General features: G+C 44.7%; 32 protein-coding genes, 1 tRNA gene, 1 pseudogene and 2 riboswitches. Of the genes and pseudogenes, 15 read left to right on the forward strand and 19 right to left on the reverse strand.

Annotated features, from left to right (window positions below; all coding sequences use genetic code 11):
* On the forward strand, positions 1 to 441 hold the full coding sequence (locus V6D44_RS03480; RefSeq protein ID WP_202328426.1) for an SMI1/KNR4 family protein: 441 nt from the start codon (positions 1 to 3) through the stop codon (positions 439 to 441).
* A 36-nt stretch (positions 442 to 477) separates the two neighbouring features.
* On the opposite strand, the pseudogene V6D44_RS21060 reads toward V6D44_RS03480, so the two are convergent.
* A pseudogene (locus V6D44_RS21060) lies at positions 478 to 562 on the reverse strand (peptidoglycan-binding domain-containing protein); the annotation flags it as partial.
* A gap of 115 nt (positions 563 to 677) precedes the next feature.
* Here V6D44_RS21060 and V6D44_RS03485 point away from each other — a divergent pair.
* From V6D44_RS03485 to V6D44_RS03495, 3 genes are read left to right on the forward strand one after another with little or no spacing between them, the layout of a single operon-like run.
* Entirely contained in the window at positions 678 to 1070 is a 393-nt protein-coding gene (locus V6D44_RS03485; protein WP_333516263.1) for a CDI toxin immunity protein, read from the forward strand.
* A 33-nt stretch (positions 1071 to 1103) separates the two neighbouring features.
* Positions 1104 to 1412: a hypothetical protein gene (locus V6D44_RS03490; protein ID WP_333516264.1), complete on the forward strand. Its 309-nt coding sequence runs from the start codon at positions 1104 to 1106 to the stop codon at positions 1410 to 1412.
* A 52-nt stretch (positions 1413 to 1464) separates the two neighbouring features.
* Positions 1465 to 1764: a contact-dependent growth inhibition system immunity protein gene (locus V6D44_RS03495; RefSeq protein ID WP_333516265.1), complete on the forward strand. Its 300-nt coding sequence runs from the start codon at positions 1465 to 1467 to the stop codon at positions 1762 to 1764.
* Positions 1765 to 1912: 148 nt separating this feature from the next.
* On the opposite strand, the gene V6D44_RS03500 is transcribed toward V6D44_RS03495, so the two are convergent.
* Positions 1913 to 1985 (reverse strand) — tRNA-Val (locus V6D44_RS03500).
* 173 nt (positions 1986 to 2158) lie between these two features.
* On the opposite strand from V6D44_RS03500, the gene V6D44_RS03505 reads away from it, so the two are divergent.
* Both V6D44_RS03505 and V6D44_RS03510 read left to right on the forward strand, forming a co-directional pair.
* Positions 2159 to 3349 carry a DUF819 family protein gene (locus V6D44_RS03505; protein WP_333516266.1) on the forward strand — a complete coding sequence of 397 codons (1191 nt, stop codon included), beginning with the start codon at positions 2159 to 2161 and terminating at the stop codon, positions 3347 to 3349.
* A gap of 69 nt (positions 3350 to 3418) precedes the next feature.
* Complete coding sequence (locus V6D44_RS03510) at positions 3419 to 3964, forward strand: GNAT family N-acetyltransferase (RefSeq protein ID WP_333516267.1); 546 nt, start codon at positions 3419 to 3421, stop codon at positions 3962 to 3964.
* 29 nt (positions 3965 to 3993) lie between these two features.
* Here V6D44_RS03510 and metC read toward each other — a convergent pair whose 3' ends face one another.
* Complete coding sequence (metC, locus tag V6D44_RS03515) at positions 3994 to 5166, reverse strand: cystathionine beta-lyase (RefSeq protein WP_333516268.1); 1173 nt, start codon at positions 5164 to 5166, stop codon at positions 3994 to 3996.
* Positions 5159 to 6280 carry a cystathionine gamma-synthase/O-acetylhomoserine thiolyase gene (gene metI, locus V6D44_RS03520; RefSeq protein WP_202328435.1) on the reverse strand — a complete coding sequence of 374 codons (1122 nt, stop codon included), beginning with the start codon at positions 6278 to 6280 and terminating at the stop codon, positions 5159 to 5161. Before metI ends, metC begins: the two co-directional genes overlap by 8 nt.
* Before the next feature lie 66 nt (positions 6281 to 6346).
* A riboswitch (SAM riboswitch) is annotated at positions 6347 to 6467 on the reverse strand.
* 166 nt (positions 6468 to 6633) lie between these two features.
* Here metI and V6D44_RS03525 point away from each other — a divergent pair.
* From V6D44_RS03525 to V6D44_RS03535, 3 genes are read left to right on the forward strand one after another with little or no spacing between them, the layout of a single operon-like run.
* Positions 6634 to 7356 carry an esterase family protein gene (locus tag V6D44_RS03525; RefSeq protein ID WP_333516269.1) on the forward strand — a complete coding sequence of 241 codons (723 nt, stop codon included), beginning with the start codon at positions 6634 to 6636 and terminating at the stop codon, positions 7354 to 7356.
* A 36-nt stretch (positions 7357 to 7392) separates the two neighbouring features.
* On the forward strand, positions 7393 to 7908 hold the full coding sequence (locus V6D44_RS03530; RefSeq protein WP_087993925.1) for a YjcG family protein: 516 nt from the start codon (positions 7393 to 7395) through the stop codon (positions 7906 to 7908).
* 3 nt (positions 7909 to 7911) lie between these two features.
* Complete coding sequence (locus V6D44_RS03535) at positions 7912 to 8334, forward strand: GNAT family N-acetyltransferase (protein WP_333516270.1); 423 nt, start codon at positions 7912 to 7914, stop codon at positions 8332 to 8334.
* A 74-nt stretch (positions 8335 to 8408) separates the two neighbouring features.
* On the opposite strand, the gene V6D44_RS03540 is transcribed toward V6D44_RS03535, so the two are convergent.
* Positions 8409 to 8663: a hypothetical protein gene (locus V6D44_RS03540; protein ID WP_087993927.1), complete on the reverse strand. Its 255-nt coding sequence runs from the start codon at positions 8661 to 8663 to the stop codon at positions 8409 to 8411.
* A gap of 119 nt (positions 8664 to 8782) precedes the next feature.
* On the opposite strand from V6D44_RS03540, the gene V6D44_RS03545 reads away from it, so the two are divergent.
* Positions 8783 to 11062 (forward strand): ATP-dependent helicase, encoded by a 2280-nt coding sequence (locus tag V6D44_RS03545; RefSeq protein WP_333516271.1) that lies wholly within the window; start codon positions 8783 to 8785, stop codon positions 11060 to 11062.
* Positions 11063 to 11134: 72 nt separating this feature from the next.
* Here V6D44_RS03545 and spoVIF read toward each other — a convergent pair whose 3' ends face one another.
* From spoVIF to yjcA, 4 genes are all read right to left on the reverse strand, one after another.
* Positions 11135 to 11389: a sporulation-specific transcription regulator SopVIF gene (spoVIF, locus tag V6D44_RS03550; RefSeq protein ID WP_019714009.1), complete on the reverse strand. Its 255-nt coding sequence runs from the start codon at positions 11387 to 11389 to the stop codon at positions 11135 to 11137.
* 137 nt (positions 11390 to 11526) lie between these two features.
* Positions 11527 to 11685, reverse strand: a complete 159-nt coding sequence (locus tag V6D44_RS03555) for a YjcZ family sporulation protein (protein ID WP_202328439.1) — start codon at positions 11683 to 11685, stop codon at positions 11527 to 11529.
* An 81-nt stretch (positions 11686 to 11766) separates the two neighbouring features.
* Positions 11767 to 11973, reverse strand: a complete 207-nt coding sequence (locus V6D44_RS03560; RefSeq protein WP_087993929.1) for a hypothetical protein — start codon at positions 11971 to 11973, stop codon at positions 11767 to 11769.
* 279 nt (positions 11974 to 12252) lie between these two features.
* The gene (gene yjcA / locus V6D44_RS03565) at positions 12253 to 12609 is read right to left on the reverse strand and encodes a sporulation protein YjcA (RefSeq protein WP_087993930.1); all 357 of its coding nucleotides are present in this window, start codon (positions 12607 to 12609) and stop codon (positions 12253 to 12255) included.
* A 154-nt stretch (positions 12610 to 12763) separates the two neighbouring features.
* On the opposite strand from yjcA, the gene V6D44_RS03570 reads away from it, so the two are divergent.
* The 5 genes from V6D44_RS03570 to cotZ all read left to right on the forward strand — a co-directional run bounded on the left by V6D44_RS03570 (position 12764) and on the right by cotZ (position 15314).
* On the forward strand, positions 12764 to 13150 hold the full coding sequence (locus tag V6D44_RS03570) for a spore coat protein (RefSeq protein ID WP_202328440.1): 387 nt from the start codon (positions 12764 to 12766) through the stop codon (positions 13148 to 13150).
* Positions 13151 to 13190: 40 nt separating this feature from the next.
* Positions 13191 to 13511 (forward strand): spore coat protein, encoded by a 321-nt coding sequence (locus V6D44_RS03575; RefSeq protein ID WP_087993932.1) that lies wholly within the window; start codon positions 13191 to 13193, stop codon positions 13509 to 13511.
* Between the two features lie 87 nt (positions 13512 to 13598).
* The gene (locus V6D44_RS03580; protein ID WP_087993412.1) at positions 13599 to 14090 is read left to right on the forward strand and encodes a spore coat protein; all 492 of its coding nucleotides are present in this window, start codon (positions 13599 to 13601) and stop codon (positions 14088 to 14090) included.
* Positions 14091 to 14242: 152 nt separating this feature from the next.
* Positions 14243 to 14731, forward strand: coding sequence for a spore coat protein CotY (cotY, locus tag V6D44_RS03585; protein ID WP_010329406.1), 489 nt, complete (start codon positions 14243 to 14245; stop codon positions 14729 to 14731).
* Positions 14732 to 14864: 133 nt separating this feature from the next.
* On the forward strand, positions 14865 to 15314 hold the full coding sequence (cotZ, locus tag V6D44_RS03590; RefSeq protein WP_087993413.1) for a spore coat protein CotZ: 450 nt from the start codon (positions 14865 to 14867) through the stop codon (positions 15312 to 15314).
* A 90-nt stretch (positions 15315 to 15404) separates the two neighbouring features.
* Here the strand turns inward: cotZ and cotO are convergent, their stop codons facing one another.
* The 10 genes from cotO to V6D44_RS03640 all read right to left on the reverse strand — a co-directional run bounded on the left by cotO (position 15405) and on the right by V6D44_RS03640 (position 24426).
* Positions 15405 to 16112: a spore coat protein CotO gene (gene cotO, locus V6D44_RS03595; protein WP_333516272.1), complete on the reverse strand. Its 708-nt coding sequence runs from the start codon at positions 16110 to 16112 to the stop codon at positions 15405 to 15407.
* Between the two features lie 100 nt (positions 16113 to 16212).
* On the reverse strand, positions 16213 to 16989 hold the full coding sequence (gene fabI / locus V6D44_RS03600; RefSeq protein WP_087993415.1) for an enoyl-ACP reductase FabI: 777 nt from the start codon (positions 16987 to 16989) through the stop codon (positions 16213 to 16215).
* Positions 16990 to 17124: 135 nt separating this feature from the next.
* Positions 17125 to 17940 carry a bifunctional hydroxymethylpyrimidine kinase/phosphomethylpyrimidine kinase gene (thiD, locus tag V6D44_RS03605; protein ID WP_202328442.1) on the reverse strand — a complete coding sequence of 272 codons (816 nt, stop codon included), beginning with the start codon at positions 17938 to 17940 and terminating at the stop codon, positions 17125 to 17127.
* Between the two features lie 18 nt (positions 17941 to 17958).
* Positions 17959 to 18969 (reverse strand): thiazole biosynthesis adenylyltransferase ThiF, encoded by a 1011-nt coding sequence (thiF, locus tag V6D44_RS03610; protein ID WP_087993417.1) that lies wholly within the window; start codon positions 18967 to 18969, stop codon positions 17959 to 17961.
* On the reverse strand, positions 18966 to 19736 hold the full coding sequence (thiG, locus tag V6D44_RS03615; RefSeq protein ID WP_087993418.1) for a thiazole synthase: 771 nt from the start codon (positions 19734 to 19736) through the stop codon (positions 18966 to 18968). Before thiG ends, thiF begins: the two co-directional genes overlap by 4 nt.
* Positions 19733 to 19933, reverse strand: coding sequence for a sulfur carrier protein ThiS (gene thiS, locus V6D44_RS03620; RefSeq protein ID WP_072182824.1), 201 nt, complete (start codon positions 19931 to 19933; stop codon positions 19733 to 19735). Before thiS ends, thiG begins: the two co-directional genes overlap by 4 nt.
* The gene (thiO, locus tag V6D44_RS03625; protein ID WP_253269004.1) at positions 19933 to 21042 is read right to left on the reverse strand and encodes a glycine oxidase ThiO; all 1110 of its coding nucleotides are present in this window, start codon (positions 21040 to 21042) and stop codon (positions 19933 to 19935) included. Before thiO ends, thiS begins: the two co-directional genes overlap by 1 nt.
* Positions 21026 to 21643: a thiazole tautomerase TenI gene (gene tenI, locus V6D44_RS03630; RefSeq protein WP_253269003.1), complete on the reverse strand. Its 618-nt coding sequence runs from the start codon at positions 21641 to 21643 to the stop codon at positions 21026 to 21028. The genes thiO and tenI overlap by 17 nt, the downstream gene beginning before the upstream one ends.
* Complete coding sequence (tenA, locus tag V6D44_RS03635) at positions 21621 to 22328, reverse strand: thiaminase II (RefSeq protein ID WP_087993421.1); 708 nt, start codon at positions 22326 to 22328, stop codon at positions 21621 to 21623. Before tenA ends, tenI begins: the two co-directional genes overlap by 23 nt.
* Positions 22329 to 22410: 82 nt before the next feature.
* Positions 22411 to 22519, reverse strand: a riboswitch (TPP riboswitch).
* Between the two features lie 62 nt (positions 22520 to 22581).
* Entirely contained in the window at positions 22582 to 24426 is a 1845-nt protein-coding gene (locus V6D44_RS03640) for a monovalent cation:proton antiporter family protein (RefSeq protein WP_333516273.1), read from the reverse strand.
* Between the last annotated feature and the right edge of the window lie 89 nt (positions 24427 to 24515).

Below are 24515 nucleotides of genomic sequence, written 5' to 3' on the forward strand. Positions count from 1 at the left end.
ATGGTTGAATGGGATTTCGGAGAGCATCCTGTTAGTAACGAGGAAATTACTGAAGTAGAAAACATGTTACAAGTCAAGTTTCCAAAAGATTATTTAAAATATGTCAAAATCTATTCCGGTGCTACCCCCTCTCCCGAAACTTTTGATCTTGAAGATAGGGAAGGAATTGCATTCGGATACTTACATAGCTTCCATAAAGAAAGCGAGTCATACATAGTTAACGTTTCTAATCGTTATCGAGATGGTAGAATGCCCGCCAAAGTAATACCGATTGCGGATGATGTGTTTGGCAATGAAATCTGCTACGATTTTCGAAAAGTAATCAGTAGTCCTTCTATTGTTTTTTGGGATCATGAAATTGCATATGAAAATCCTGATGGAGCATTGAGTCATATATGTGATTCATTTACCGAGTTGGTTAATAAACTATACGAGGAATAACGGATAACTCCCTTCTCATTACGAGAAGGGATTCTCTTATTTTAATAGAGATTCAAGCTTCGCTTTCGTTTTCGGTCCAAATGCCGTCAGGATTTAGTCCATTCATCAACTTGAACCGTCTGCTGTGTCGGCGATTGAAAAGGAGATAAGGCAAAGAAATATTATATACCTTTTAACGGAAACGAACATACTTATAAATCCCTTTTAAAACATTTAAATAAATAGGAAGTGTTGATATGACTTTATACGAAGAATGTCTAGAAGCTCTTGGAGATAACAAAGAAGTCCTCACTATTTCTGAGACACGCAAATATCATGAACAACTTGGCGAAAGTTTCCCCTTCACATCATGGGGAAGAATTAAATGGGATGAAGTAACTACTCACAGATCTATTGATTATGCAGAAGATATTGAGGAATGGTTAATTGAGAATAAAATAGATGATAAAACTGTTATTCTCCTTTGGGCTTACGGTGATTATCCAGCTGTAAAAACCAGCTTAGACAACGCCTTAAACGTAATTGATGATGTAACTGCTGTAGGTTCAGATACTTTCATGTTCAGCGAATCTGGTTATGTGATTGAATTTTTCCATGATGGAGATGTAACAATAGGAAAGGCAATATGAAAATATTAGCCCTTCTTAGTTAAGAGGATCAATATGAATTTAGAGAAAAAAATGGAAGCTATATTAATTAAAAGAAAAGAACTTAATCTTAATGATGACTATGGAATTCAAAAGAGTTGGGATGAAATAATTAAAGTGCTCTCAGAAAATGAGGAAAATACAATTAGCTATCTAGAAAATTGTAATAAAGAAGATTTATATTGGATCAGTGAAGTATTTGAAGATTTAGCTGAAAGTTTGCAAAGTAAAGAACTTATTAATGGTTTAAGAAAATTAGATGAAAAGTACCCTGACTTAGAAATGACAAACGATATTGATATAGCAGAAAGTTATATAGAATAGATACGTACCATTTCTCAGATTTGAAGTTAACATTTCTTGGTGGTGATAAGTAATGATTGAAATCAAAGTTTCTGATCCTGTGTTTAGATTCCTTGGTGGGTATTTCCATCAGGATATTGATTCTCCAGAATCAGCACTGGACGAATACTTAGAAGAGATTCCAAAAGAAGAGCAAGAAACTAATATAGTAGCATTAAAAGATTTTATTAACAGTGATTATACGGATGAAGAAAAGAATGATTTTATCGATGAAGCTGCTGACGGAGTAGACATTCGAAGTTACAGAGTATCTCCATTAGTATGGCTCGAACAAGTTATTCAAAAAATCGAAAAGAATATTGAAACCTTATAATCCATTAAACCTAGCACAGAAACAGAGCTGATTTTGAATTCACTTCAAAATCAACTCAAAAAATAATTTCGTCCCCAACTCGATGAATGATGACAAAATCAATAAATAAGCAAAGTAAAAAACCCTTGCTGCGCAAGGGTTTAAGCTATGATTCCGACTGGGCTCGAACCAGCGACCTCTACCCTGTCAAGGTAGCGCTCTCCCAGCTGAGCTACGGAATCATGATATGTATGTGTTGCTGGGTATGTTGTTGTCTTTCTGACAAGTTCTATTATATAACCTCCTCCTCTATTCGTCAACTGCTTTTTCAGAAAAACTTTTTTTCGGACTTGCTGTTCTGTTCCTCGACTATTATAATATGTTTTAATTTTCTAACAATAGAGGTGATGGGGTTTTGCATTCTTTGATTTCTTCTGATGATGTTTGGGTATTGTGGGGGTTTATTGCGGTGTGGGCGGCAGTGAGCATCGGGCTGGAGCAGCGTTTTAAGTGGGCGTCCGCTGTGTCTGGCGCTATCATTGCGCTTGTAGGTGCTATGGTGTTTACAAATATAGGAGTGCTTCCTGTTGAGTCGCCTGTATATGATACTGTGTGGTCTTATGTGGTGCCGCTGGCGATTCCCCTTTTGCTGTTTCAGATCAATGTGCGGCAGATTTTTAAGGAAAGCAGGCGTTTGCTCTTTATTTTTCTGATTAGCTCTGCTGGCACTGTGCTTGGGAGCGTCCTCGCTTTTTTTCTTTTCAAACAGCATATTCCTTATCTCGATAAAATCGGCGGGATGATCAGCGCCTCATATATCGGCGGCGGGATCAACTTCGCGGCGATGGCAGCAAAATTTGAGACACCGGGGGAATATGTGTCAGCTGCCGTTGTGGCTGATAATGTTATGATGGCGCTTTTGTTTTTTATCTTAATCAGCATTCCTGCGGTTAAATGGTTTCAGCGGCATTATGCTATGTCGTTTGAAGAAAAAGTAAAAGCCGATGGAAAGAGCGGAAACAGTGCAGAAAGCTATTGGAAACGGAAGGACATTTCCTTAAAGGATATCGCTTTTAATGCCGGTGCTGCTTTTGCGCTTGTTGCAGTTAGCGTGAAGATTTCCAGCTTTTTCAAAAGCCTTTTTTCTCATCCTCTTTTGACCGGAACGCTTGGCGATCAGTATCTGATGCTCACGTCTTTAACTGTTCTTATCATTTTTCTATTCCCGCGTTTTTTTGAAAGGCTTAATGGATCTCAAGAGCTTGGAACCTTTTTGATATATTTGTTTTTTGTGGTGATCGGCATTCCTGCAGATCTGCGCTTAATCGTCACCAAGGCGCCTCTTATTCTCTTATTTGTCTTAGTTATTGCAATCATCAATGTAGCGGTTTCCTTAGCCGTCGGAAAATTGTTCCGCGTGCGGCTTGAAGAAATTTTGCTGGCTGTCAACGCTGCTGTCGGAGGGCCGACGACAGCGGCTGCGATGGCAATTGCCAAGGGGTGGCGGGAGCTTGTCGCCCCGATTATGCTTGTCGGTACACTCGGCTACTTAATTGGGAACTATGTCGGCACCTTTATGGGAAATTGGTTTTCTTCCTTTTTATAAAAAGGATATTTGCAGTTTCTTCAGAATAATGTAAGAGATATGCTGACATGAGAACGGAGAGATCACTGTATGTTAAAAGGAAAAAACATCTATGTAAGACCTTTAGAATTAAAGGATGCGGAAGAAAATCTGCGGCTGCAAAGCGAAAATCGGGACTTTTTTGAACAGTTCTCCATGATTCGCGCGGACGATTACTATACGGTTGAGGGGCAAAGACAACGAATAAGCGAGTATCAGCAAAGACTGGAGAAAGATGAAGAGTATCATTTTGGCATTTTTACTGCGTCAGACGATACATTAATTGGGACGGTTTCGCTCTTTCAAATCATTCGCGGAGCGCTGCAAACGGCGTTCATCGGGTATTTTTTAGACAAAGCCCATAATGGAAAGGGCCTTATGACAGAGGCGGTCAGATTGATTGTTGATTTTGCGTTTCACGAATTGAAACTGCACCGTATTGAAGCCGGTGTGATGCCCCGCAATCTCGGGTCCATGCGTGTATTGGAAAAAGCGGGATTTCATAAAGAGGGCATCGCCCGTAAAAATGTGAAAATCAACGGCGTTTGGGAGGATCATCAAGTCCTCGCGATTCTGAATCCTGATGATGAACAATAAAAGAAGCCGGGCCATCCCCGGCTTCTTTTTTAACGAACCGGCACTGCCGCGATTTCTTTCAGCGCTTGTTCGAAATCACGTTCTAAATCGTCTGCGTTTTCGACACCGACACTAAGACGGAGCAGGCCGTCTGTGATGCCGCGTTTTTCCCGCTCTTCCTTAGGCATTGCCGCGTGAGACATCGTTGCCGGATAGGACAAAATCGATTCCACGGCGCCAAGGCTCACAGCAAAGACCGGAAGTGATACATTCTCTACTAACTTCTTAACGGCCTCTTTGCTTTCAAGCTCAAAAGATAGCACAGCCCCCGCTCCCGTTGACTGGCTTTTATGGGTTTCAGCGCCCGGGTGATCAGCCAGCCCCGGATAATAGATGCGTTTCACAGATGGATATTTCTGAAAAAACTCCGCAAGCCGCTGCGCTGTTTGGCTTGCTTTCTCCAAACGGATCTGCAATGTTTTTAATCCGCGCAGCACAAGCCAGCAATCTTGCACGCCAAGGACGGCGCCGAACGCGTTTTGCAGCTTATACAGCTGTTTCCCAAGCTCTTCATCCTTGACAGCAGCCAGGCCTGAGAGCACATCGCTGTGCCCGCTCAGGAATTTTGTTGCGCTGTGAAGCACAATATCCACGTCGAGATCAAGCGGACGCTGCAGAGCAGGAGTCATGAAAGTATTGTCCAGAAAGGTCAAACAGCCGTTTTCTTTCGCAAGCTGAACAACCGCTTTAATATCAGTAATGCCAAGTGTCGGATTTGACGGTGTCTCCATATAAATGACCTTTGTATTCGGCTTGATATTCCGCGCCACTTCGTTAATATCAGTCATGTCGACAAACGTATGCTCAATGCCAAACCGGGTCAGCACCTCTGTTACCATGCGGAAGGTTCCGCCGTATACATCTTCTGTCACAAGAACATGGTCGCCCTGTGAGAGAAGTAAAAATGCTGTAGAGATCGCAGCCATGCCTGAACTGAAAGCAAATCCTCTCGTCCCTCCTTCAAGTGCGGCAATGGTTTCTTCGAGAGCTGTTCTTGTCGGCGTGCCTGAGCGGCTGTAGTCATATGCGCCGAACTCTTCAAATGAAGTTTGATGAAATGTCGATGCGTGCTGAATCGGCACACTGACCGCCCCGGTTGCGCCGTCTGTTTTAAATGGATTGTGCACGAGCTGGGTTTCCAGCGTCCAATTGTGATTACTCAAATGAAACAGCTCCCTCTTTAACGTGACATAACGCTTGTTTTACGTCTTCTTTTAAATCTTCCACATGTTCAATTCCGACCGAAAAGCGCAGCAGACGATTGCAGACCCCGTTTGCGATGCGGATCTCTTCAGGAATATCCATGTGCGTCTGTGTGGCAGGGTATGTAATAAAACTCTCCACCCCGCCGAGGCTTTCCGCAAAACAAATGGTCTTCAGCGCTTTTAAAAACGGGTTCACCCACTCTTCTTTTTGAAGACGGAAGGACAGCATGCCGCCTTTTCCCGGATACAGCACATCCGCAATTTCTTCCTGCTTTTCTAAAAACGCCGCTAACTCCTGCGCGTTTGTCTGGTGCTGGCGCATTCTGAGGCTGAGCGTCTTCATTCCTCTCATCAGAAGCCATGAATCAAACGGAGGCAGGACCGCGCCAATGGCATTTTGGTGTTGAAACATTTCCTCTCCAAGCTTTTCATCTTTCACAACGACAAGCCCCGCAAGCAGGTCGTTATGCCCGCCTAAATACTTGGTTGCGCTGTGAATCACAATGTCAGCCCCCAGCTCAAGCGGTCGCTGCAAGACCGGTGTATAAAATGTATTATCTACGATCAGCAGAAGACCGTGCTCTTTTGTCATCCGGGCGATTTTTTCAATGTCCGCCTCCTGCATGAGCGGATTTGTCGGTGTTTCCACAAACACCGCTTTTGTATTCGGCGTAATCTTAGAGCGTAAACAGTCTTCGTCGCTGAAATCATCATAATGAAAGGTCAAGCCGTATTTTTTCCATTCATTTTCAAACAATCGGTACGTGCCGCCATATAGGTCCGATGAAACGATCAGTTCATCTCCGCTTTTAAACAGCGCCATAATCGTTTGGATGGCTGCCATTCCCGAACTGAAGGCAAGCCCTCTCGCTCCGTTTTCTAAGCTGGCGATCGCGTCCTCCACAAGCTGGCGTGTCGGGTTTTTTGTGCGGACATAATCAAATCCGGTTGATTCTCCGATCCCTCTGTGGCGGTATGCTGTTGATAAATAAATAGGAGGACTCACCGTTCCCGTTGCTTCGTCGCTTCGGTTCCCGATTTGGGCTAATTTCGTTTCAACATGCTGTGACATAAGCAGACACCTTCCCTTTTCAAAATAAAAAACCCCTTCTTCATAAGAAGAAGGGGTTTAAACTTCTTCTTATCTTCCAAGCATAAAACGCTTGCTGGATTTAGCACCTTGGCGCTTTGCACATACGCAAAACAAGCCGGTTGCTGAGGTTTCTAAGGGCCAGTCCCTCCACCTCTCACGATAAGAAATATCGATTTCAATTTTCTGATTGTTTTATATTAACGCAATTCGCAGTTAATTTCAACACTTTTTTCTTCGGGTTCCGAACAGTTTAAAGAGAGAAATTTCTAATAATTCATGGTACAATAATGGAAAACGCAAGAAAGTCTAGTGATGTCCTGGAGGAATGCATTATGGCACCGAAAAACGGCACAGTGCAAGAAAAGAAAGTCTTTTCGAAAGAGCTTAACGAGGAAATGACCTTGCTCGTTTATCTGCCGTCCAACTACTCCCCTCTTTATAAATACCATGTCATTATCGCGCAGGACGGCCACGATTATTTCAGGCTGGGGAGAATTGGCAGACAGGTCGAGGAATTGCTGTCCAAACGGGAAATTGACCGGAGCATTATTATCGGTGTTCCTTATAAGGATGTTCATGAGCGCAGAAAAACCTACCATCCGGAAGGCTCTAAATTTTCGGCGTATAAACGGTTCATCGCCCATGAGGTCGTACCATTTGCGGATAACGAGTATCCTACCTATCAGGTCGGCTACGGACGAACGCTGATCGGGGACTCGCTGGGAGCGACCATATCTCTTATGACAGCGCTTGATTATCCGAATATGTTCGGAAACATCATCATGCAGTCTCCCTATGTTGACAAACATGTATTGGATGCCGTGAAGCAATCGGACAATATCGAACACCTCTCTATTTATCACCAAATCGGCACAAAAGAAACTGACGTCCACACGACAGACGGGAACATTCTGGACTTTACAGAACCGAACCGGGCGCTGAAACAGCTGCTGGAGAAGAAGCTTTCCGATTATGATTATGAGCCATTTGACGGAGACCACAAATGGACATACTGGCAGCCGCTTATCACGCCGGCGCTGAAAAAAATGCTTTAATACTATATCATACTTTATTTCCAGGAGGGACATAATATGAAATACGGAATCGTTTTATTTCCATCAAAAAAACTTCAAGACCTTGCGAACTCTTACAGAAAGCGCTATGATCCAAGCTATTCCCTGATCCCGCCCCATTTGACGCTGAGATCATCGCTTGAATTGACGGAGGAGAAAGCGGATCAGCTTGTATCACATCTGAGAAACATCGCGAAGGAGTCCCATCCGGTCGTTCTCAAATTGACAAAATACAGCTCATTTGCGCCTGTCAATAATGTCATTTACATCAAAGCAGAGCCGACGGAAGAATTAAAAACACTCAATGAAAAGCTATACACCGGTGTGCTGGCCGGTGAACAGGAATACGCTTTTGTCCCGCATGTGACGGTCGGCCAAAATCTTTCCGACGATGAGCATTCGGATGTACTGGGACAATTAAAAATGCAGGAAGTGTCGCATGAAGAAATCATTGATCGTTTCCATTTGCTTTATCAGCTTGAAAACGGATCATGGACAGTATATGAAACCTTTTTGCTAGGCAAAGGAGAATAATGTTTGGAAGCAGTTATCGCAAAAAATGAAGAACAAATGAAAGACGCATTTTATGTAAGAGAAGAAGTTTTTATCAAAGAACAAAACGTACCTGCTGAAGAAGAAATTGACGAGCTTGAAAATGAATCGGAGCATATCGTCGTATATGACGGCGAAAAGCCTGTCGGCGCCGGAAGATGGCGTATGAAAGACGGCTACGGCAAGTTAGAGCGAATTTGCGTAATGAAAAGCCACCGCTCCTCCGGTGTCGGCGGCATCATTATGAAAGCGCTCGAAAAAGCGGCGGCAGACGGCGGCGCTTCGGGCTTCATTTTAAACGCGCAAACGCAGGCTGTGCCGTTTTACAAGAAACACGGGTATCGCGTGCTTTCTGAAAAAGAATTTCTCGATGCAGGCATTCCGCACTTACAAATGATGAAAGACTAAACAGCATCCGGGTCTATTTAGATCCGGATCTTTTTTTGCATATAAAAAACCGTTCTCTGGATGTGAACGGTTTTTTATACATATCGATTAATATATGTGCCCATCCCTTTTTCTCGCAACCTCTTATAAAGAGAGCGCTTACGTTTCACCTCGTTTACTTTTCTTTCAGCGGCCGTTTGATTCTCCTGCTGCTTTTCCAGTTCCTTGTATACCCGCTGAAACGGGACATAGCTGATTTTTTCGGTTCCGGCGTAATCCTGCTTATATCCCATCGTTCTATTTGCATATTGAGCGTATTGCTGGTTTTGAATTTGACCTGCATATATCATACGATACCCACCCTTCTGCTATCTCTTTTCCCTTAAACTTACTTTTTGAAACACGTTTCTTTTGATATGATAGTCTTTGTCTGTAATGAACACCTTTTTTTGATTGGGAGGACCCCTTTTTGAAATGCGCCCGACTGAATGATCGAACGATACATTTACATACATATTCAAGAGAACATTATCAATTCCTCTTTGAAGAAGGAATAAAAGGACATTTATTTTGTTCTCATTGCGGAAAACCCGTTTTGTTAAGGCTCAACATCGCTGATCCGCCGGAGTTTATCCACCGCCAGCCAGGCCACTTTCCAGCATGTGAGGAGGCCTGCGAAACGAAGCCCGCTAAAGAGGAGAAAAAAGAAGAGTATCAGGAATCCGGTGTCTTTCGTTTGCCCAAGGGAAAAGCAATTGCTGCTGACTCGTCTCTTGCTGTCACGGAATGGCAGCGGCCGAGAAGCATTAAACCCAAAACACCATTTGTGCAAAAAACAATAGAACCTGATACGAGCCTTTTCCCGTCTGTCGGCTTGAACACGGATCAGCTGAAAGCTGTCACGGAAACGGAAGGCCCGCTGCTTGTGCTTGCAGGTGCGGGAAGCGGAAAAACACGCGTGCTGACGGCTCGTGCCGCCCACATGATCGAACACTTAGGCATACCGCCGGAAAACATGCTGCTTGTCACCTTTACGACAAAAGCTGTCGCCGAAATGAAAGAGCGGATGGCAAAGCAGTACGGATTACAGCCGGCAAAAGTCAGAAGACTTGTCACCGGAACATTCCACAGCTTATTTTATAAAATCTTATATCACGATGATCCTGCTAAATGGAACGGCGAGCATTTGCTGAAAATGGAGTGGCAGCGGGAACAATATATCAAAAAAGCACTCTATGAAGAAGGGATAGATGAAAAAGAGTTCCCCGTAGATCAGGCCTTGCAGCAAATCGGTTTTTGGAAAAACACATATGTGCCGAACGAACGCATCCCTTTGCAAGATGAGTGGGAAAAACAAGTCTATCGATTATATGAACATTATGAACGCCAGAAAAAAGAACACAACCAATTTGATTTTGATGACATGGCTTCTGCCTGCTACGAATTGTTTATCGATCGGCCGGGCCTTCTGGAACAGTATCAATCCCGGTTTACTTATATATTGATTGATGAGTTTCAGGACATTAACCCCGTTCAATATAAAATCATGCAAATGCTGGCAAGCCCGGAACAAAACCTGTGCTGTGTCGGGGACGACGATCAGTCCATCTACGCGTTTCGCGGAAGCAATCCATCTTTTATTCTTGATTTTCAGAAGGATTATCCCGGAGCGAAGACGATTTATTTAACCGCAAACTACAGGTCCACGCACCCGATCGTCTCCAGTGCTGATATCGTGGTGAAAAAGAACAAAAACAGGTATGCCAAAATGCTTGAAGCGGCGCGTGATGACGTCCAGGTCCCTATGCTGTTTTATCCTTATGACGAAGAGGAAGAGGCCACAATGGTCGTTTCCGATATCAAAGAAAAAATTCAAAACGGGGCAAATCCTGAAGACTTTGCGGTTCTCTACCGCACAAACAGCGGAGGCCGCGCCATTTACGAAAGGCTTCATCATTCATCAATTCCGTATACAGCTGACCGCGGCGTCCAATCGTTTTACAGCAGACGGATTGTCCGCCAGATTCTCGCATACTTGTACGCCAGCCAAAATGAGGATGATACTGAGGCGATTAAGCACTTGCTGCCCGCCTTGTTCTTAAAGCAGTCTGCTTTGAACACGCTGAAGGCGCTCTCGATTACCGAGGACTGTTCCATGATTAAAGCGCTGGCCAAACTGCCTGATCTGAAGCCGTTCCAGCTCAATAAAATCAAGAAGATCGTGCCATTTTTTGCAAGCATCCGCACGATGAAGCCGGTGGAAGCGATCACCTTCGCCGAAGGAAAAATGGGCTTCTCCGAGTATTTAAAAAAACGGGGAAATGAAGGCAACAAACTGGAAAAAGGCTCCGATGACCTGCGTGACATCAAGGTCGTCGCCAAAAAATTCAAATCAATTCCTGACTTTCTCGCCCACGTAGACCATATGAGGGCCGCTGAGAAAAACAAAACGGATGAAAACGGTGTTCAGCTGATGACTATTCACCGGTCAAAAGGCCTTGAATTCAAAACCGTTTACGTGTTAGGCACGGTAGACGGTTCGATTCCGCACGATTTCTCATTAGAAACAGCGAGAAAAGGCGATGAAGCTCCCCTCGAGGAAGAAAGACGCCTTTTGTATGTAGCCATGACCCGGGCCAAACAGCACTTATATTTGTCTTGTCCCGCCAACAGGCGCGGCAAAACGGCCCACCGTTCAAGATTTTTGTATCCCTTATTACAGCAAGCAAGACAGCCCTTGCATAGCTAACAGCCCGGCAGATCACTGCCGGGTCTTTTCTGTAAAAAAGGCCCGCTGTCAAAAGTCAGCCAGGCCATCCGATTATTTATTATCCAGCATTTTAGAAATCGTCCCAAAATCAAGCTTTTCTTTACCGCTTGTAATGGACTGGACAATTTTATCCTCTAATTCTTTCGGCACGCGTCTGTTTGCCAGCTGTGCTACGCGGCTAATAACACTGCGTACTGTGTTTTCGTCTTTAAAATTGGCGTTTTGAAGAGAGCCGGCAAGATTCATAACATCCTGCATATTGACGCCTGTTTTCTTTTCGATGTTCTTAAAAAATTGATTATCCATAATGCGCCTCCTTTTGGCGGAGTAATACGGTATTATATGAACACTAATGAGTGATGTGCCTATCTTATTACATTTGTTTCCTCGAATGGTTTTCAGACTGCAAGGAAGCGCGGATTTCCCGCACTTCCTCTAAAGTTTTAGCAGAAATAAGATGCACCTACAATGATTAGGAGAATGAACAATACGACTAAAAGAACAAATGTTGAACCATAGCCGCCGCCGTAACCACCGGCATAACCGCCGCTATAGCCGCCACAGCCGCCGTAGCCGCCTCCGAATCCGTATCCAAAGCCCATAGATAAGCACCTCCTTTACTCTCTATACACTATGTGAGCCATTTGATTCGGCTTGGATATTCGCATAGGGCGTTTGCGGATTTACGATGGATCATACTGAGCCTGATTTTTTTGAAGTAACGATTCCGTTTTTTCAGCAAGCTCTTCAATCTCCTCTTCAAACGCCACACCGGCTTCATCAAATGCTTCCAAGTCTTTTCCGATGCTGCTCATGATATCTTCATGTTCTTTTTTCTTTTGTTCGTGAGGTTCATATCTTCTGTCTATCCATTTTTCGAACTCATCCATTGGTATCCCCCCACTCATGATATATGCTGAGCGAGACCGCTCCGTTAAAAAAACAAAAACCGGAGATCTCCGGTTTCGTTGTCAGGCTATTGAGGCTTTTTCTTTTTATTTCCGCACCCGCAGCCTTTCTTTTTGATCTTTTTTGATTGATATGATGAATCTGTATATGGAGTTTTTTGGGAAGGTTTATTGAATTGATTCATTTAGTTCCCTTCCTTTCCTTATGTCATATATGCTACTTTATGCGTATTCTGGCAGAAAGTTGCTGGTGATAGCGCCTCATTCTTGCAGCCATTTTGATACGAGTGTTTCTATAATGCCGGCAAGACCGGCGATCGCCAATAGTAAAATCAGCCACTGCGCCGCTTGAGGGAGCAAGGCCTGGCATAAAATCAAAAAGCCGGCGCACCACACGCCTGTACACCAATAGCAGCTCAGCAATTCACCAATAAACGCCCTTACCCCCGTTCCCTTAATCACGATATACGTTTCAATGTTCCCGTCCGCATCCTTTTCTTCCTTCTCTTCATGAAACAGGCTGCGAAGCGGCGCCATAATCGTATCAAACACCAGCAGCCGAGCGAGCCGGAAAACCGCAAGCGAAAGAAGAACAATTGTCAGCCCATTGATAACCACTTGTTCACTCCTTTCAACATCCCCTTTACATATATGCAAAAACCCTATACTTCATGAGTTGCATCTTGTCCCCATGAAATTTGGTTATTTTTCTTATTCCGCTCTGTACCCTTTTTGCATTATATAAAGTATGGATAAGAAAGGAGTGAAGGTTATGTCGATTGATGAAAAAGTTGCCTCCCTACAACCTGCAATATATGAGCAATTGACAAATGAATTTATTCAGCAGATTGAAATCATTGATTGCGAAAATATAATCATTGATACGACGCATCTTACATCCGCCCTTTCTATACAAGCGACACTATCGGCAATGCTCTTTTTGGCTATACAACTTGTCGTCACCGATGAAGACTTGGCTGATACAATCGCAAGCGAATTACTCATTCTTGACAAAAGTCAAATCAAAAAAAGAACAACAATAAAAATCATAAACAGCCGAAATATCAGAGTCACTCTTCTTTCAGATCAAACAATAACCTTTATTCAAATGTTAACTCAGGTAATCGACACTTTTCTCATTGCATCCGGCATCCTTTAACTCTTTCTTTTTCACAAACTACAAAACGAGGTGAAAACAAATGTCAGATAATGAAAAACTGAAAGAAGAACTTTCAAAACTTCCAGCGATGGATCCAATGACTAAAATGCTTGTAGACAATGTTCTGAAAAAGCATGGTGTTACAAAAGATAAAATGAAGAAATTATCGGATGAAGAAAAAGAAATGTTCTTGAAAATGCTCAACGATGTTAAAGAAAAAGCACAGGCTTTAGCAGATAATCAAAATAAAAATAAAACAGTTACAGAAAAAACGAACCAAAGAACCGAAAAACAAAATACCCGCAGAGAACAATTAATTCAGCAACTAAAGCAGAAACGCCAAAATAAAAAAGAACAATAAAAATAGTGATATGAACCAAGATGAATGCCCCAATCAAAATGAATCTATCTTTCATTTAATAAAAGTAAAAGAAAAGGAGGAATAAAAATGGAAAGCAGACCATATTCATGGGTAGCATTAGATCCAGACTGTGATCACCCAAGAGAAATAAAAGAAGAGAAAAAATGCGATGGTTGCTGTAACTTAAAAGGCTTCGGTTTTAATGACGCCTTTGTAGATCAAGATGTTATTCAAGCTCACCTCAACAGACAAATCTCTGAAGAAATGATTGTGATTAGAGACTCTTGCGATGTTAATGTTCAATCAGTTGATCAACAAGCATTAACTTCAGTATTTGTTTCTATCAATGCCTTAGTTGTCATCGTTACATTGGCAGTTATTACAGATGAGACGCTTGCTGAACTGGTTGCTCAAGATTTATTACAGCTTACAGAAAGTAAACAATTGAACCGTCAAAAGATTCTTATCGACAACTCACGCTGCGTAAACGTTACTACACTCGATCAAGATGCTGCGACCCTCGTTACAGTCTTAATCAATGCCCTTGTAGCAATTTTCGGAGTTTTGATTCTCATCTGATCTCTAAAAGCAGAGCTAAAAAACGCTCTGCTTTTTCTTATTTTCCAAGCATATGATGAATATATAGACGTTCACCCACACCAAGTGGGGCACCAGTACATATGTTGTTAAGGACTAAAGTCAAATACCCTATAAAGAAGGAGCTGAAATCAATGAGCTGCGGAAAAACCCATGGCCGGCATGAGAACTGTGTATGCGATGCAGTGGAAAAGATTTTAGCAGAGCAGGAGGCAGTTGAGGAACAGTGTCCTACTGGCTGCTATACAAACCTTTTGAATCCGACGATTGCAGGTAAAGACACAATTCCGTTTCTCTTGTTTGATAAAAAAGGCGGATTGTTCTCCACATTCGGAAACGTGGGGGGATTTGTGGATGATATGCAATGCTTTGAGTCCATTTTCTTCCGCGTTGAAAAATTATGCGATTGCTGCGCAACACTGTCTATTTTACGCCCGGTGGATGTCAAAGGCGATACCTTAAGCGTTTGCCACCCTTGCGACCCGGATTTCTTCGGGCTTGAAAAAACAGATTTTTGCATTGAAGTGGATCTCGGATGCTTCTGCGCCATTCAGTGCCTGTCGCCAGAGCTGGTTGACAGAACATCCCCTAACAGAGATAAAAAGCATCATCACAATGGATAAACACTTGTAAAGAGGAATCCCCTTCCAAACTCTATTACAGGTGCAAATTATTCAGCTGCTTCCGGCGTGAGGCAGCTGACTCTCCATCATTTCGCCAGTCTCAAGAAATTTATAAGGCAGGAGGGATAATAATATGAGCCAGAAAACATCAAGCTGCGTGCGTGAAGCTGTAGAAAATATTGAAGATCTGCAAAACGCTGTTGAAGAGGACTGCCCGACTAGCTGCCATTCAAAGCTTTTGTCACCAACTCATTCGCTAGGCGATACAGTGCCTTTCGTGCTGTTTACATCAAAATCAAATCCTCTGGTCGCTTTCGGCAATGTTGGCGAACTGGAAAACGGACCTTGCTTTAATACTGTATTTTTCAGAGTGGAAAAAGTTCATGGCAGCTGTGCGACACTGTCATTATTAATCGCATTTGACGAACACAAGCACATTTTGGACTTCACCGATAAAGATACGGTTTGTGAAGCGTTTCGACTGGAAAAAACAAACTACTGTATTGAAGTGGACTTAGACTGCTTCTGCGCAATCAACTGCTTAAATCCTCGGTTAATCAATCGCACGCATCATCATCATTAATGATAAGGCGGAAAAGCTTGCAGGCCTGCAGGCTTTTCTCTATGAAAATAAGCTGCCGGGAACATCTGCCGGGCAGCTTTTTCATTTCCATTAAAAACCGAGCGGGTGCAAGGAGGTGATTTCATCAATCGCCAGTTCAGTCGGTGCGCCGTTTCCGGTCGTGCGGAGCAGGACGGAATCGTTTCTTCTGCCGACAATCACGCCTCTGTATGTTCTTCCATTGGCTTCAATCAAACAAAGCGCTCTCGGCATGTTATGAGGCAGCTTTGTTAAAAAATCAATTTTTTCGTGGATCGTCATCTTGCTCATCGGTTTTTTCACTTTTCTTGCCGGCGGTGCTTTTTCCTCCGCTTTAGCGGCATTATGGACAGCTTCCGGTTCTTTTTCAGGTTTATGCGCCTTAAGTGCAGGCTCTTCCTTTTTTTCCGCTTTCGGAGGCTCGTGTTCGATGGTTTCTTCGACGGTTTCTTCGACGGTTTCTTCAACGGCTTGCAGCTCTGCTTCCTGTTCCTGCTGCTTCTTTGTATTCTCTGGCTCTCTCACCTCTTGTATTTGCTGGCTCACTGGCTCAGCGGCAGGCTTATCGTCTGCTTGCTGGACATCTATTGCCACGGCTTCCTCCTGCTGTTTCTCATGGTAGTCCGGCTGTTCTTCTGCTTTAGGCGGAGCGGGTTTGTTGGTCTTTTTTTTAATAACAATCTCCTGCATGGATGACCTTGTTGTTTCTGCATAATCCGGCTGAACAATATACATGAGCGGTTTTTTATCCGCGTTTCTTTTCTTATTAGACATCTTCATCCCTCCGATTGTGTCATGTTCTATCTATATGACAGAAAGCTGAAAATCAGAAGAAATAAAAAAGCAATCCCTGTTCGGGATTGCTTGACATAGGTCCTGCTTAGCGGGCAGTGATATGGAAACCTGAATCAACGTGAAGATTTTCACCTGTAATGCCTCGGGACATATCGCTGAATAAGAACGCAGCTGTATCGCCCACTTCTTCAGGTGTTGTCGTGCGGCGAAGCGGCGCACGCTCTTCGATGTCTTTTAAGATAGAATTGAAATCGCTGATGCCTTTAGCAGATAATGTTCTGATCGGGCCTGCAGAAATGCTGTTCACGCGGATATTTTCTTTTCCTAAGTCGGAAGCTAAGTATTTCACACTTGCATCAAGAGAAGCTTTCGCTACACCCATGACATTGTAGTTTGGCATCACAAGCTCTCCGCCAAGGTAAGTCAAAGTGACAATGCTTCCGCCTTCAGTCATGATCGGACGTGCCGCTTTGACAACAGCTGTCAGAGAGTATGAGCTGATGTTATGAGCCAAAAGGAAACCGTCACGATTTGTGTTTAAGTATTCGCCGACAAGCTCTTCTTTGTTGGCAAACGCGATACAATGCGCGATACCGTGGACCACACCGACCTGCTCCTTAATGCTTGCAAAGCAAGTTTCGATTTCCGCGTCGTTTGTGACGTCGCAAGGAAGAATAATGGAGTCATTGCGTTCTAATGTTCCGGCAAGCTCTTGAACTGATTTCTCCAGGCGTTCTCCTGCGTATGTGAAAATCAAGCGTGCTCCCGCTTCATGCAGAGAGCGCGCAATTCCCCATGCGATACTGCGTTTGTTGGCAACCCCCATCACGACAATGTTGCGGCCTTCAAGTGAAAAATTCATATGTATAAAGCCTCCTATATTTAATAAAGACATAGTATTAGTACCTGATCTTAATTGATATCATATCATAACCTTGTCCAGATGAAAAGCGCAGACACCGACAAACGTGAAAGAGACCACCATCAGCTGGTGATCTCATCGGCTTGTTTTTAAGCTGTTTCGTTTAAAAGCGAAATGGTTTGTCGGCCCGTGGCCCGATCCGATGCCAAGCGTATTTTCCACCGCTTCGCGGACAAAGTTGGCCGCTATCTCGAATGCCTGATGGATACTGTCACCTTTAGCGGTTTGAGCTGTTAATGCCGCTGCAAAGGTGCATCCTGTGCCATGCGTATGTTTCGTATCGATATAGGGATGGCTGATTTGCATAAACATGCTCCCATCGAAAAGAAGGTCAGTAATGTGATTGTCCTTAGGCTGGTGCCCGCCTTTGATAATCACGTTCTGCGCCCCCATCTCGACGAGCTGTTCCGCTGCTTTTTTCCGGTCATCCAGCGAGCGGATTGTCATTCCAGTCAGCGTTTCTGCTTCCGGCACATTCGGCGTAATCGTGTAGCTTCTCGGAATAAGCAGCTCTTTTAAGGCGGCAACTGATTCATCACGCAGTAAGGATGCACCTCCCTTTGCGATCATAACCGGATCAACAATCACACGGTTAAACCCGTACTCGTCAATTTTTCTCGCCACTTCTTCAATCATTTCAGAATTCCAGAGCATTCCCGTTTTTATGGCGTCCGGTCTCAAATCCTCGGCAACAGCGTCAATTTGCTGTCTCAGCGCCTCTACAGACAGCGGATACACCCCATGGACGCCCAGCGTATTTTGAGCGGTTACCGCCGTAAGCGCAGACATTCCGAACACATCGAGCTCTTGAAAGGTTTTAATATCTGCCTGTATCCCTGCGCCGCCGCCTGAATCAGAGCCGGCGATTGTCAATGCTTTATATATACTCATTACACTACACTCCTTTGATTACCCGATCCATTTATGATAAATGGATTTTGCCCGGGCAATATCATTCGTTCCATGGATCAATGCTCTGCCGTCCCGGAACAGCACCATTTTCATATCAGCCGAACGGCAGGAAATCAAATACGGGTTCGCGGCTACATCAAGCCCGGCTTGCTTCAGTTGACCCGCCAGCACTTCAAGATCCGTTTCTTTTGTAAAGGATGATCTGATTTGCACGGTGTTCCTGCCGCACAATACAGCCGCTTTTGTTTGATTTTCATAAGACAAAAACGGAAAATCCTTTGTGCCGCAGCTTGGGCATGCGTTCTGTTTGAGACCCGCCGCTTTCACCTCTGACCGCTCATTTTTCCATAGGTCAAAGGAGCGCAGCACTGGCTCGCAATTCTCTCCCGTCAGCAGCTTCAGCGCGTCTGTCACCTGAAAGACCGCTACCTGCAATACAGCCGGACTGATGATGCCGGCTGTGTCACATGTCGCTCCGGCAATCGGAAGTGTATCGAGCAAGCAATGCAGGCAGGGAGTCGATCCCGGCACTACAGTAAAAGTGAGGCCGTAGCTCCCTACACAGGCACCGTAAAGAAAAGGAATCCCTTCTTTGACCGCAGCATCATTTACGATCAGGCGGGTTTCAAAATTATCAGCCGCATCCACAATGATCGAAGCGCCCTTAATCAGCTCGAAGATATTTTCCACTGTCACATCCAACACAAGGCCAGTCACATCAACATCGCTGTTAATTGAACGGAGACGATGCTCAGCAGCGGCCGCTTTCGGCATTTCTTTTTTGACATCATCTTCTGTATACAGCTGCTGGCGCTGCAGGTTGCTCCATTCAACGTAATCTCTGTCGGCAATCTTCACAGAGCCGACACCCGCTCTGACCAGCATTTCTGCACTGGCTGTTCCGAGCGCACCGGCACCGATAATCACGGCGCGCGCTTCTTTCAATTTCTTCTGGCCGGCTGGGCCGATTGGAGCAAACAGCTCCTGTCTGGAGTACCTGTCCGTCATACAGGAAGACCTTCTCCCGGACTGCTTGCCGTTCCGTACTGCTTCCGCGGAATACGTCCCGCCTCATAAGAAAGGCGTCCTGCTTCCACCGCGAGCTTCATGGCATGAGCCATTTTCACAGGGTCATTCGCACCTGATACAGCCGTATTGAGGAGTACGCCGTCAGCTCCAAGCTCCATTGCGTATGCCGCGTCTTTTGGCGATCCGATGCCGGCGTCCACGATAACCGGCACTTTCGCTTGTTCAATAATAAATGACAGATTCAAAGGATTTAAGATTCCTTGCCCAGATCCGATCGGAGATGCCCCCGGCATGATGGCATGAACGCCAAGCTCCTCCAGTTTTCTTGCCAGCACAACATCATCCGACGTGTAAGGGAGCACGATAAATCCTTCTTCAAGAAGCTGTTCGGACGCCTTTAATGTTTCAACAGGATCAGGCAGCAAGGAACGGCTGCATCCGATGACTTCGACTTTAATCATGTCACAAAGCCCTGACGCTTTCGCCAGCCTTGCAATCCGAACCGCCTCTTCAGCGGTCCCGGCGCCCGCTGTATTCGGCAGAAGCGTGTATTTAGATAAATCAAGCTGTTCCAGAAAATTAGGCTGAGACGCTTCAAAAATGTTCATTCTCCGCACAGCAAATGTTAAAATATCAGACTCGGAAACGGCCACCGCTTCCTTTTGGATGTCAAACGATGGGTATTTCCCCGTACCCAGCAGCAATCTTGATTGAAATGATTTCCCGCCAATAGTTAACATGCTCATCCGCCTCCTACAAAATGGACAATTTCAATGACATCGCGATCACAAAGCTCAACCTCGTGATAGTGTTCTTTGCCGATAATTTCTTTATTTCTTTCAACGATAACGATTTTATTTTCAAGCTGATAGGACGCCAGCAGATCTTGAATTGTACCTGTGTCTTTTTCCCACTTCACGTCTTTACCGTTCAGCTGTAGCATCATATCTGAACCGCCTCCTTGCGATCAATTCGGAATGCGTGCAGCCAGTCCTGATTGACCCCTTTATTCATGATGAGGTCACTGATCAAAGCCCCCGTTGCCGGAGCAAGCAGAATCCCATTTCTAAAATGGCCCGCCGCAAATAAAATACGGCTGTCCTCAGGGTGTCTGCCGATGTACGGTTTCCCATCCTTTGTTCCCGGCCGCAGTCCTGCCCAAAAACGATCCACCTTCATATTCTGAATGGCCGGCAGCATCGTTTTTGCTTTTTTCATAACAGATTCCAGTCCGCCAAGATCCGGTGTTTCACTCCAATCACCCGGCTTCATTGTGGCGCCGACAACCAGTCTGCCGCTTTTTCTCGGCACGATATAGCAATGATCATGGTAAAGTGTTTTTGTCAGCGGGATTTCATCATTCCAAACAGACAGGCATTCCCCTTTTACAGGGAAAAATGAGTTGTTCAGCCCGAGCTGTTTAAAAAACATTCCGCTCCACACCCCGCTGGCAACCGCGACATAATCCGCCGATACGTTACCATTCGGTGTCTCGATGGACAGCACTTCACCGTCACGGTCGACATGCATGACGGGAGTATGCTCAAAAATCTCCGCGCCAAGCGCTTTCGCTGCTTTCGCATATGCCTTGCAAACGAAATAAGGCTCAACATGCACATCATCCTGAATAAAGGATGCCCCGGAAATGTCACCGGACGTATACGGCTCTATTTCTAAAACTTCTTCTTTTGTATGCCAGCTGACTGATTCCAAATCATCCATCTTCCTCAGCCGCAGCACGTCTTCTTCAGAAAACGCCAGCTTAAACATACCGCCGTTATGTCGCCTGATATCAATACCGGATAATGGGTAAAGCTCTTCTCCAAGACCTTTGTACAGACGCTGGCTGTGCATGGCGAAGTCAAAAAACGCGTCACGTTCCTCGCACTCGGCATGAGCGCCCAGCATTCCGGCAGCGGCACTTGTTGTTCTGCCGCCCATTGTCCCGCTTTCAAACAATGCGATTGTTTTGTTTTCCTTTGCTAAATGATAAGCAATCGCGGAACCAATAATCCCGCCTCCAATGACTACTGCATCATAATGCCTTTTCATAGCGCATCTCCTTTAGCTTACGGGAATATCGTCTGGCAGCTTCCAAAGGGTCAGCGGAAGAGAAAATTCCTGACATGACAGCGATGCCGTCTGCTCCCGCTTGTTTTACGTCTCTTAATCTGTCCGGTGTCATGCCGCCGATGGCCATAATCGGGATGGACATCCGCTGTTTGATTTCTGACAGCAAGGACACACCTCTGCCTTCAAGACCCTTTTTGCAATCCGTTTCAAACACATGGCCGAACAATACGTAGTCCGCATCTTCCTTTTCTGCTTGAACGGCTTCCTCCAGTGAATGCACCGACCGCCCGATATGAAGGTGAGGAAATCTGGCTCTGACCTGCTTCGGTGAAAAGCTGTTGCTCGGCAGCTGCACGCGATGAATAGATGAAAAAAGTGCAATATCCACTCGCCCATTCATGACCAATTTTCGTTTATCTCCCCCGCCTTCAGAAACAAGCTCAAGCAGTTTCAAAATGTCAGCCGCCGATTTAGACCGTTCTCGAATGTGAATGTAATCAACTTCATTCTGAATCGCTATGATGACTCTCGCTAACGTTTCAACCGGCTTGCAGTCATCAGTTATGGCGTGAAGCTCCAAATTCCTCCACCTCTTTTATGCCGCGGTCGGACCAGCCTTCTTTTCGATTGGCCATTCCCCAAAATTGATACTCATAGAAGCTTGAAATAACAAAATTCTCTTTCATCTTGGCACGCACTTCCTCCGTGCTGTTTTCCGCCAACTCATCAAAGCGGTTGATTTGCTCTTCGACCTGCTGTCTGAACCAGTCACCGCCGTATGTGCTGATCCACTTCTGATAAATCGGATGCCCCGGATCACATGTCAGCAATTTCTCGCCAACCTCGTAATACAGCCAGTAGCATGGCAGCAGGGCCGCTAAGATCTCAGCAAAATTCCCACTCAAAACCGAACGGTACATATGGGATGTATAAGAGTACGCTGTAGGAGACGGCTTAAACGCCTTACGCTCTGCCTCACTAATCTCCAACAGCTCCGCAAACTCGCGGTGAAGCGCCATTTCCGCCTCATATGTACCTTGGGCGTGGCTTGCCATGCGGCCCGTTGTATAAAGGTCCTTCGCATAAGCGGCACCGAACGATTGTACCTTTGCAAAATGCGTTAAATAATAAGAATCCTGAAGCACATAGTATTTAAAACGGTCAATCGGAAGCGTTCCGTCACCGATTCCCTGAACGAAAGGATGGACAAAGCTCCCTTCCCACCATTCTGCGGCTGCGTTACGGCATTCTTCTGAAAAATTCACACGTCATTCCCCCTGTCTGATAATTAAAAAAAACCACTTTCCCGCAAGGAAAAGTGGTTTGGAATTGGCATAGTAAACTAACACAAATACCGCTCCACTTCCCTACGCAGGTCTGAACCTGTTCAAGTTATGAGGGTCTAAAAGTCACACTTTTATCTCAGCCCTTATGAAGGACACCCCTAGTGGTTATACGAATACATATTGAATTGTTGTTGCACCTCTATATTAACACGAATCCCTATTTGGTCAAGGTTTATCCTTCTAATGTTTTCTTAAGTTCCATTACATACACCCTAGACCCGGTGACAATTAAGCGGTCTCCCAGTTTCAGCCTTGTATCCCCATGAGGAACGATGCTGTCCACACCTCTAAAAATCCTGACAAAGATGACGTCTCCTGTAAAAGGGAATTCCCGTAAAATCACACCGTCGTACGTGCTGTTTTCCATATTAATTTGATACAGAGAAGACTCTTCGTTCGTGAGCAGCTTCATGACACCAGGCGCTTCTATTAGCGCGCGAAGCAGTGTTTTTGTCGACAGCAGCATAGAAAAGATGTTAATTCCCTGCGCCTTCAAAGTTGCTTCATTCTCGGGTGATCCAACGCTGGCAATGACTCTTTCTGTTCCTTTTTCTTTTGCAAGTAACGCAATGTCCGCATTCATGTCTTCATTCCCAGTCGCGACAACCAGGATATCTGCATCAAAAATGCCGAGTGATTCAAGCGTCTGGTGTTCATAGTCAGAGATGGCTTCAACGGTAAATACTGATTCTGACAGTTTTTCCTCCGCATTCTCTTGATAGACATGCACAACACGCACGTCATACTCCTCTTCCGGCAGTTCAAGAGTAACAGGCAATGTCATTTGGTTTGCGCCGATAAACGTAATTGTCTTTTTCTCCTCCGGTTGCTCTTCCCGTGTGTATAATTTTTTAAATAAGACCGGCGAAAAAATACTGGCAATGACGGCTACTAACGTCAGCGCTCCTGACATATTTGCGCTGATCACGTGAAGCTGCTGTCCGATTGTCGCAGCGGCAATCACGAGCGAGAGCGTTGATGTCAGCAGGAAACCAGACGCCAAAATGGTTCGTTTATCATACCACTTCTTCAAGTACAGGACAGGAATGATTTTGCTGACTAACAGCGCCAAAAGCAGAAGCGGGATCATGATTAAAATTTTCGGATCTTGGAAAAGGGTCCAAATATCGAGCTTCACACCGACCATTACAAAGAAAATCGGAATTAAGAACCCGTAGCCGAATGAATCCAGCTGCTGAACAAGTTCTTTGTTTGGCGAAAGAAGGGAAACGAGAACCCCCGCTAAGAAAGCGCCGAGAATATTTTCCGCCCCAAGTGATTCAGACAGGGCAACGAGTACGATAATTAACGTAAAAATGGCACGCGTCCCGATCTGAATCGTCCCTTTTGACATCGACTCAACAAATGAGCGATGTTTAAAGACCCGGCCGAAAAAGTAAAGCACCACTCCGGCTGCAAACAGGATCATCAAGAGCCACATGTTCCCGCTGTCTTCTCCGTACAGAGAAGAAAACACAGCAAGAAGAATCATCGTGACCAAATCAGCAATCACGGCAACAAGCAAAATAATCTGCCCGATATTTGAATTCATAATCCGTTCTTCTTTTAACGTTGGAACGACAACACCTAACGAAATCGTTGAAATAATTAGCGTCATTAAAAGTGCATTTTCGATAAATCCTGCCAAGACGAACCCATAGGACAGCAGCAATGATAAAATAAATATACCGGCAAAAATAATGGACGCCGTAGCAAACGTATTAGGCGCCGCTTTGCCGTTCGGCAGGAGCTGCTTTTTCTTTCCTTTCTCAAACGATGAAAAATCAATTTCAAGCCCGCTTAAAAACATTAAAAAGATAAATCCGAGCAAAGAAAGCGTCTCAAGCCATGTATCACCCTCGACAACTAAATTAAGACCGCTTTTTCCGATAATCAGCCCCATAATGATTTCCGCAACAACAACCGGGATCGTCAGTTTAAAGCGGTGCAAAAGGATGGGTGTTAAAAATGCAACGATAAGTACAACAACTAAAGATGCGACAGATGAATGCGCCATAATCAGAACCTCCTTTTTAGGTCAGGGTTATTTCAGTTCTCAATTAAAGAACAAAACCTCATTTTTAAAAAACATAACGCGATTTTAAC

The organism is Bacillus sp. 0209A (genome assembly GCF_036765095.1).
GTDB lineage: Bacteria > Bacillota > Bacilli > Bacillales > Bacillaceae > Bacillus > Bacillus subtilis_G.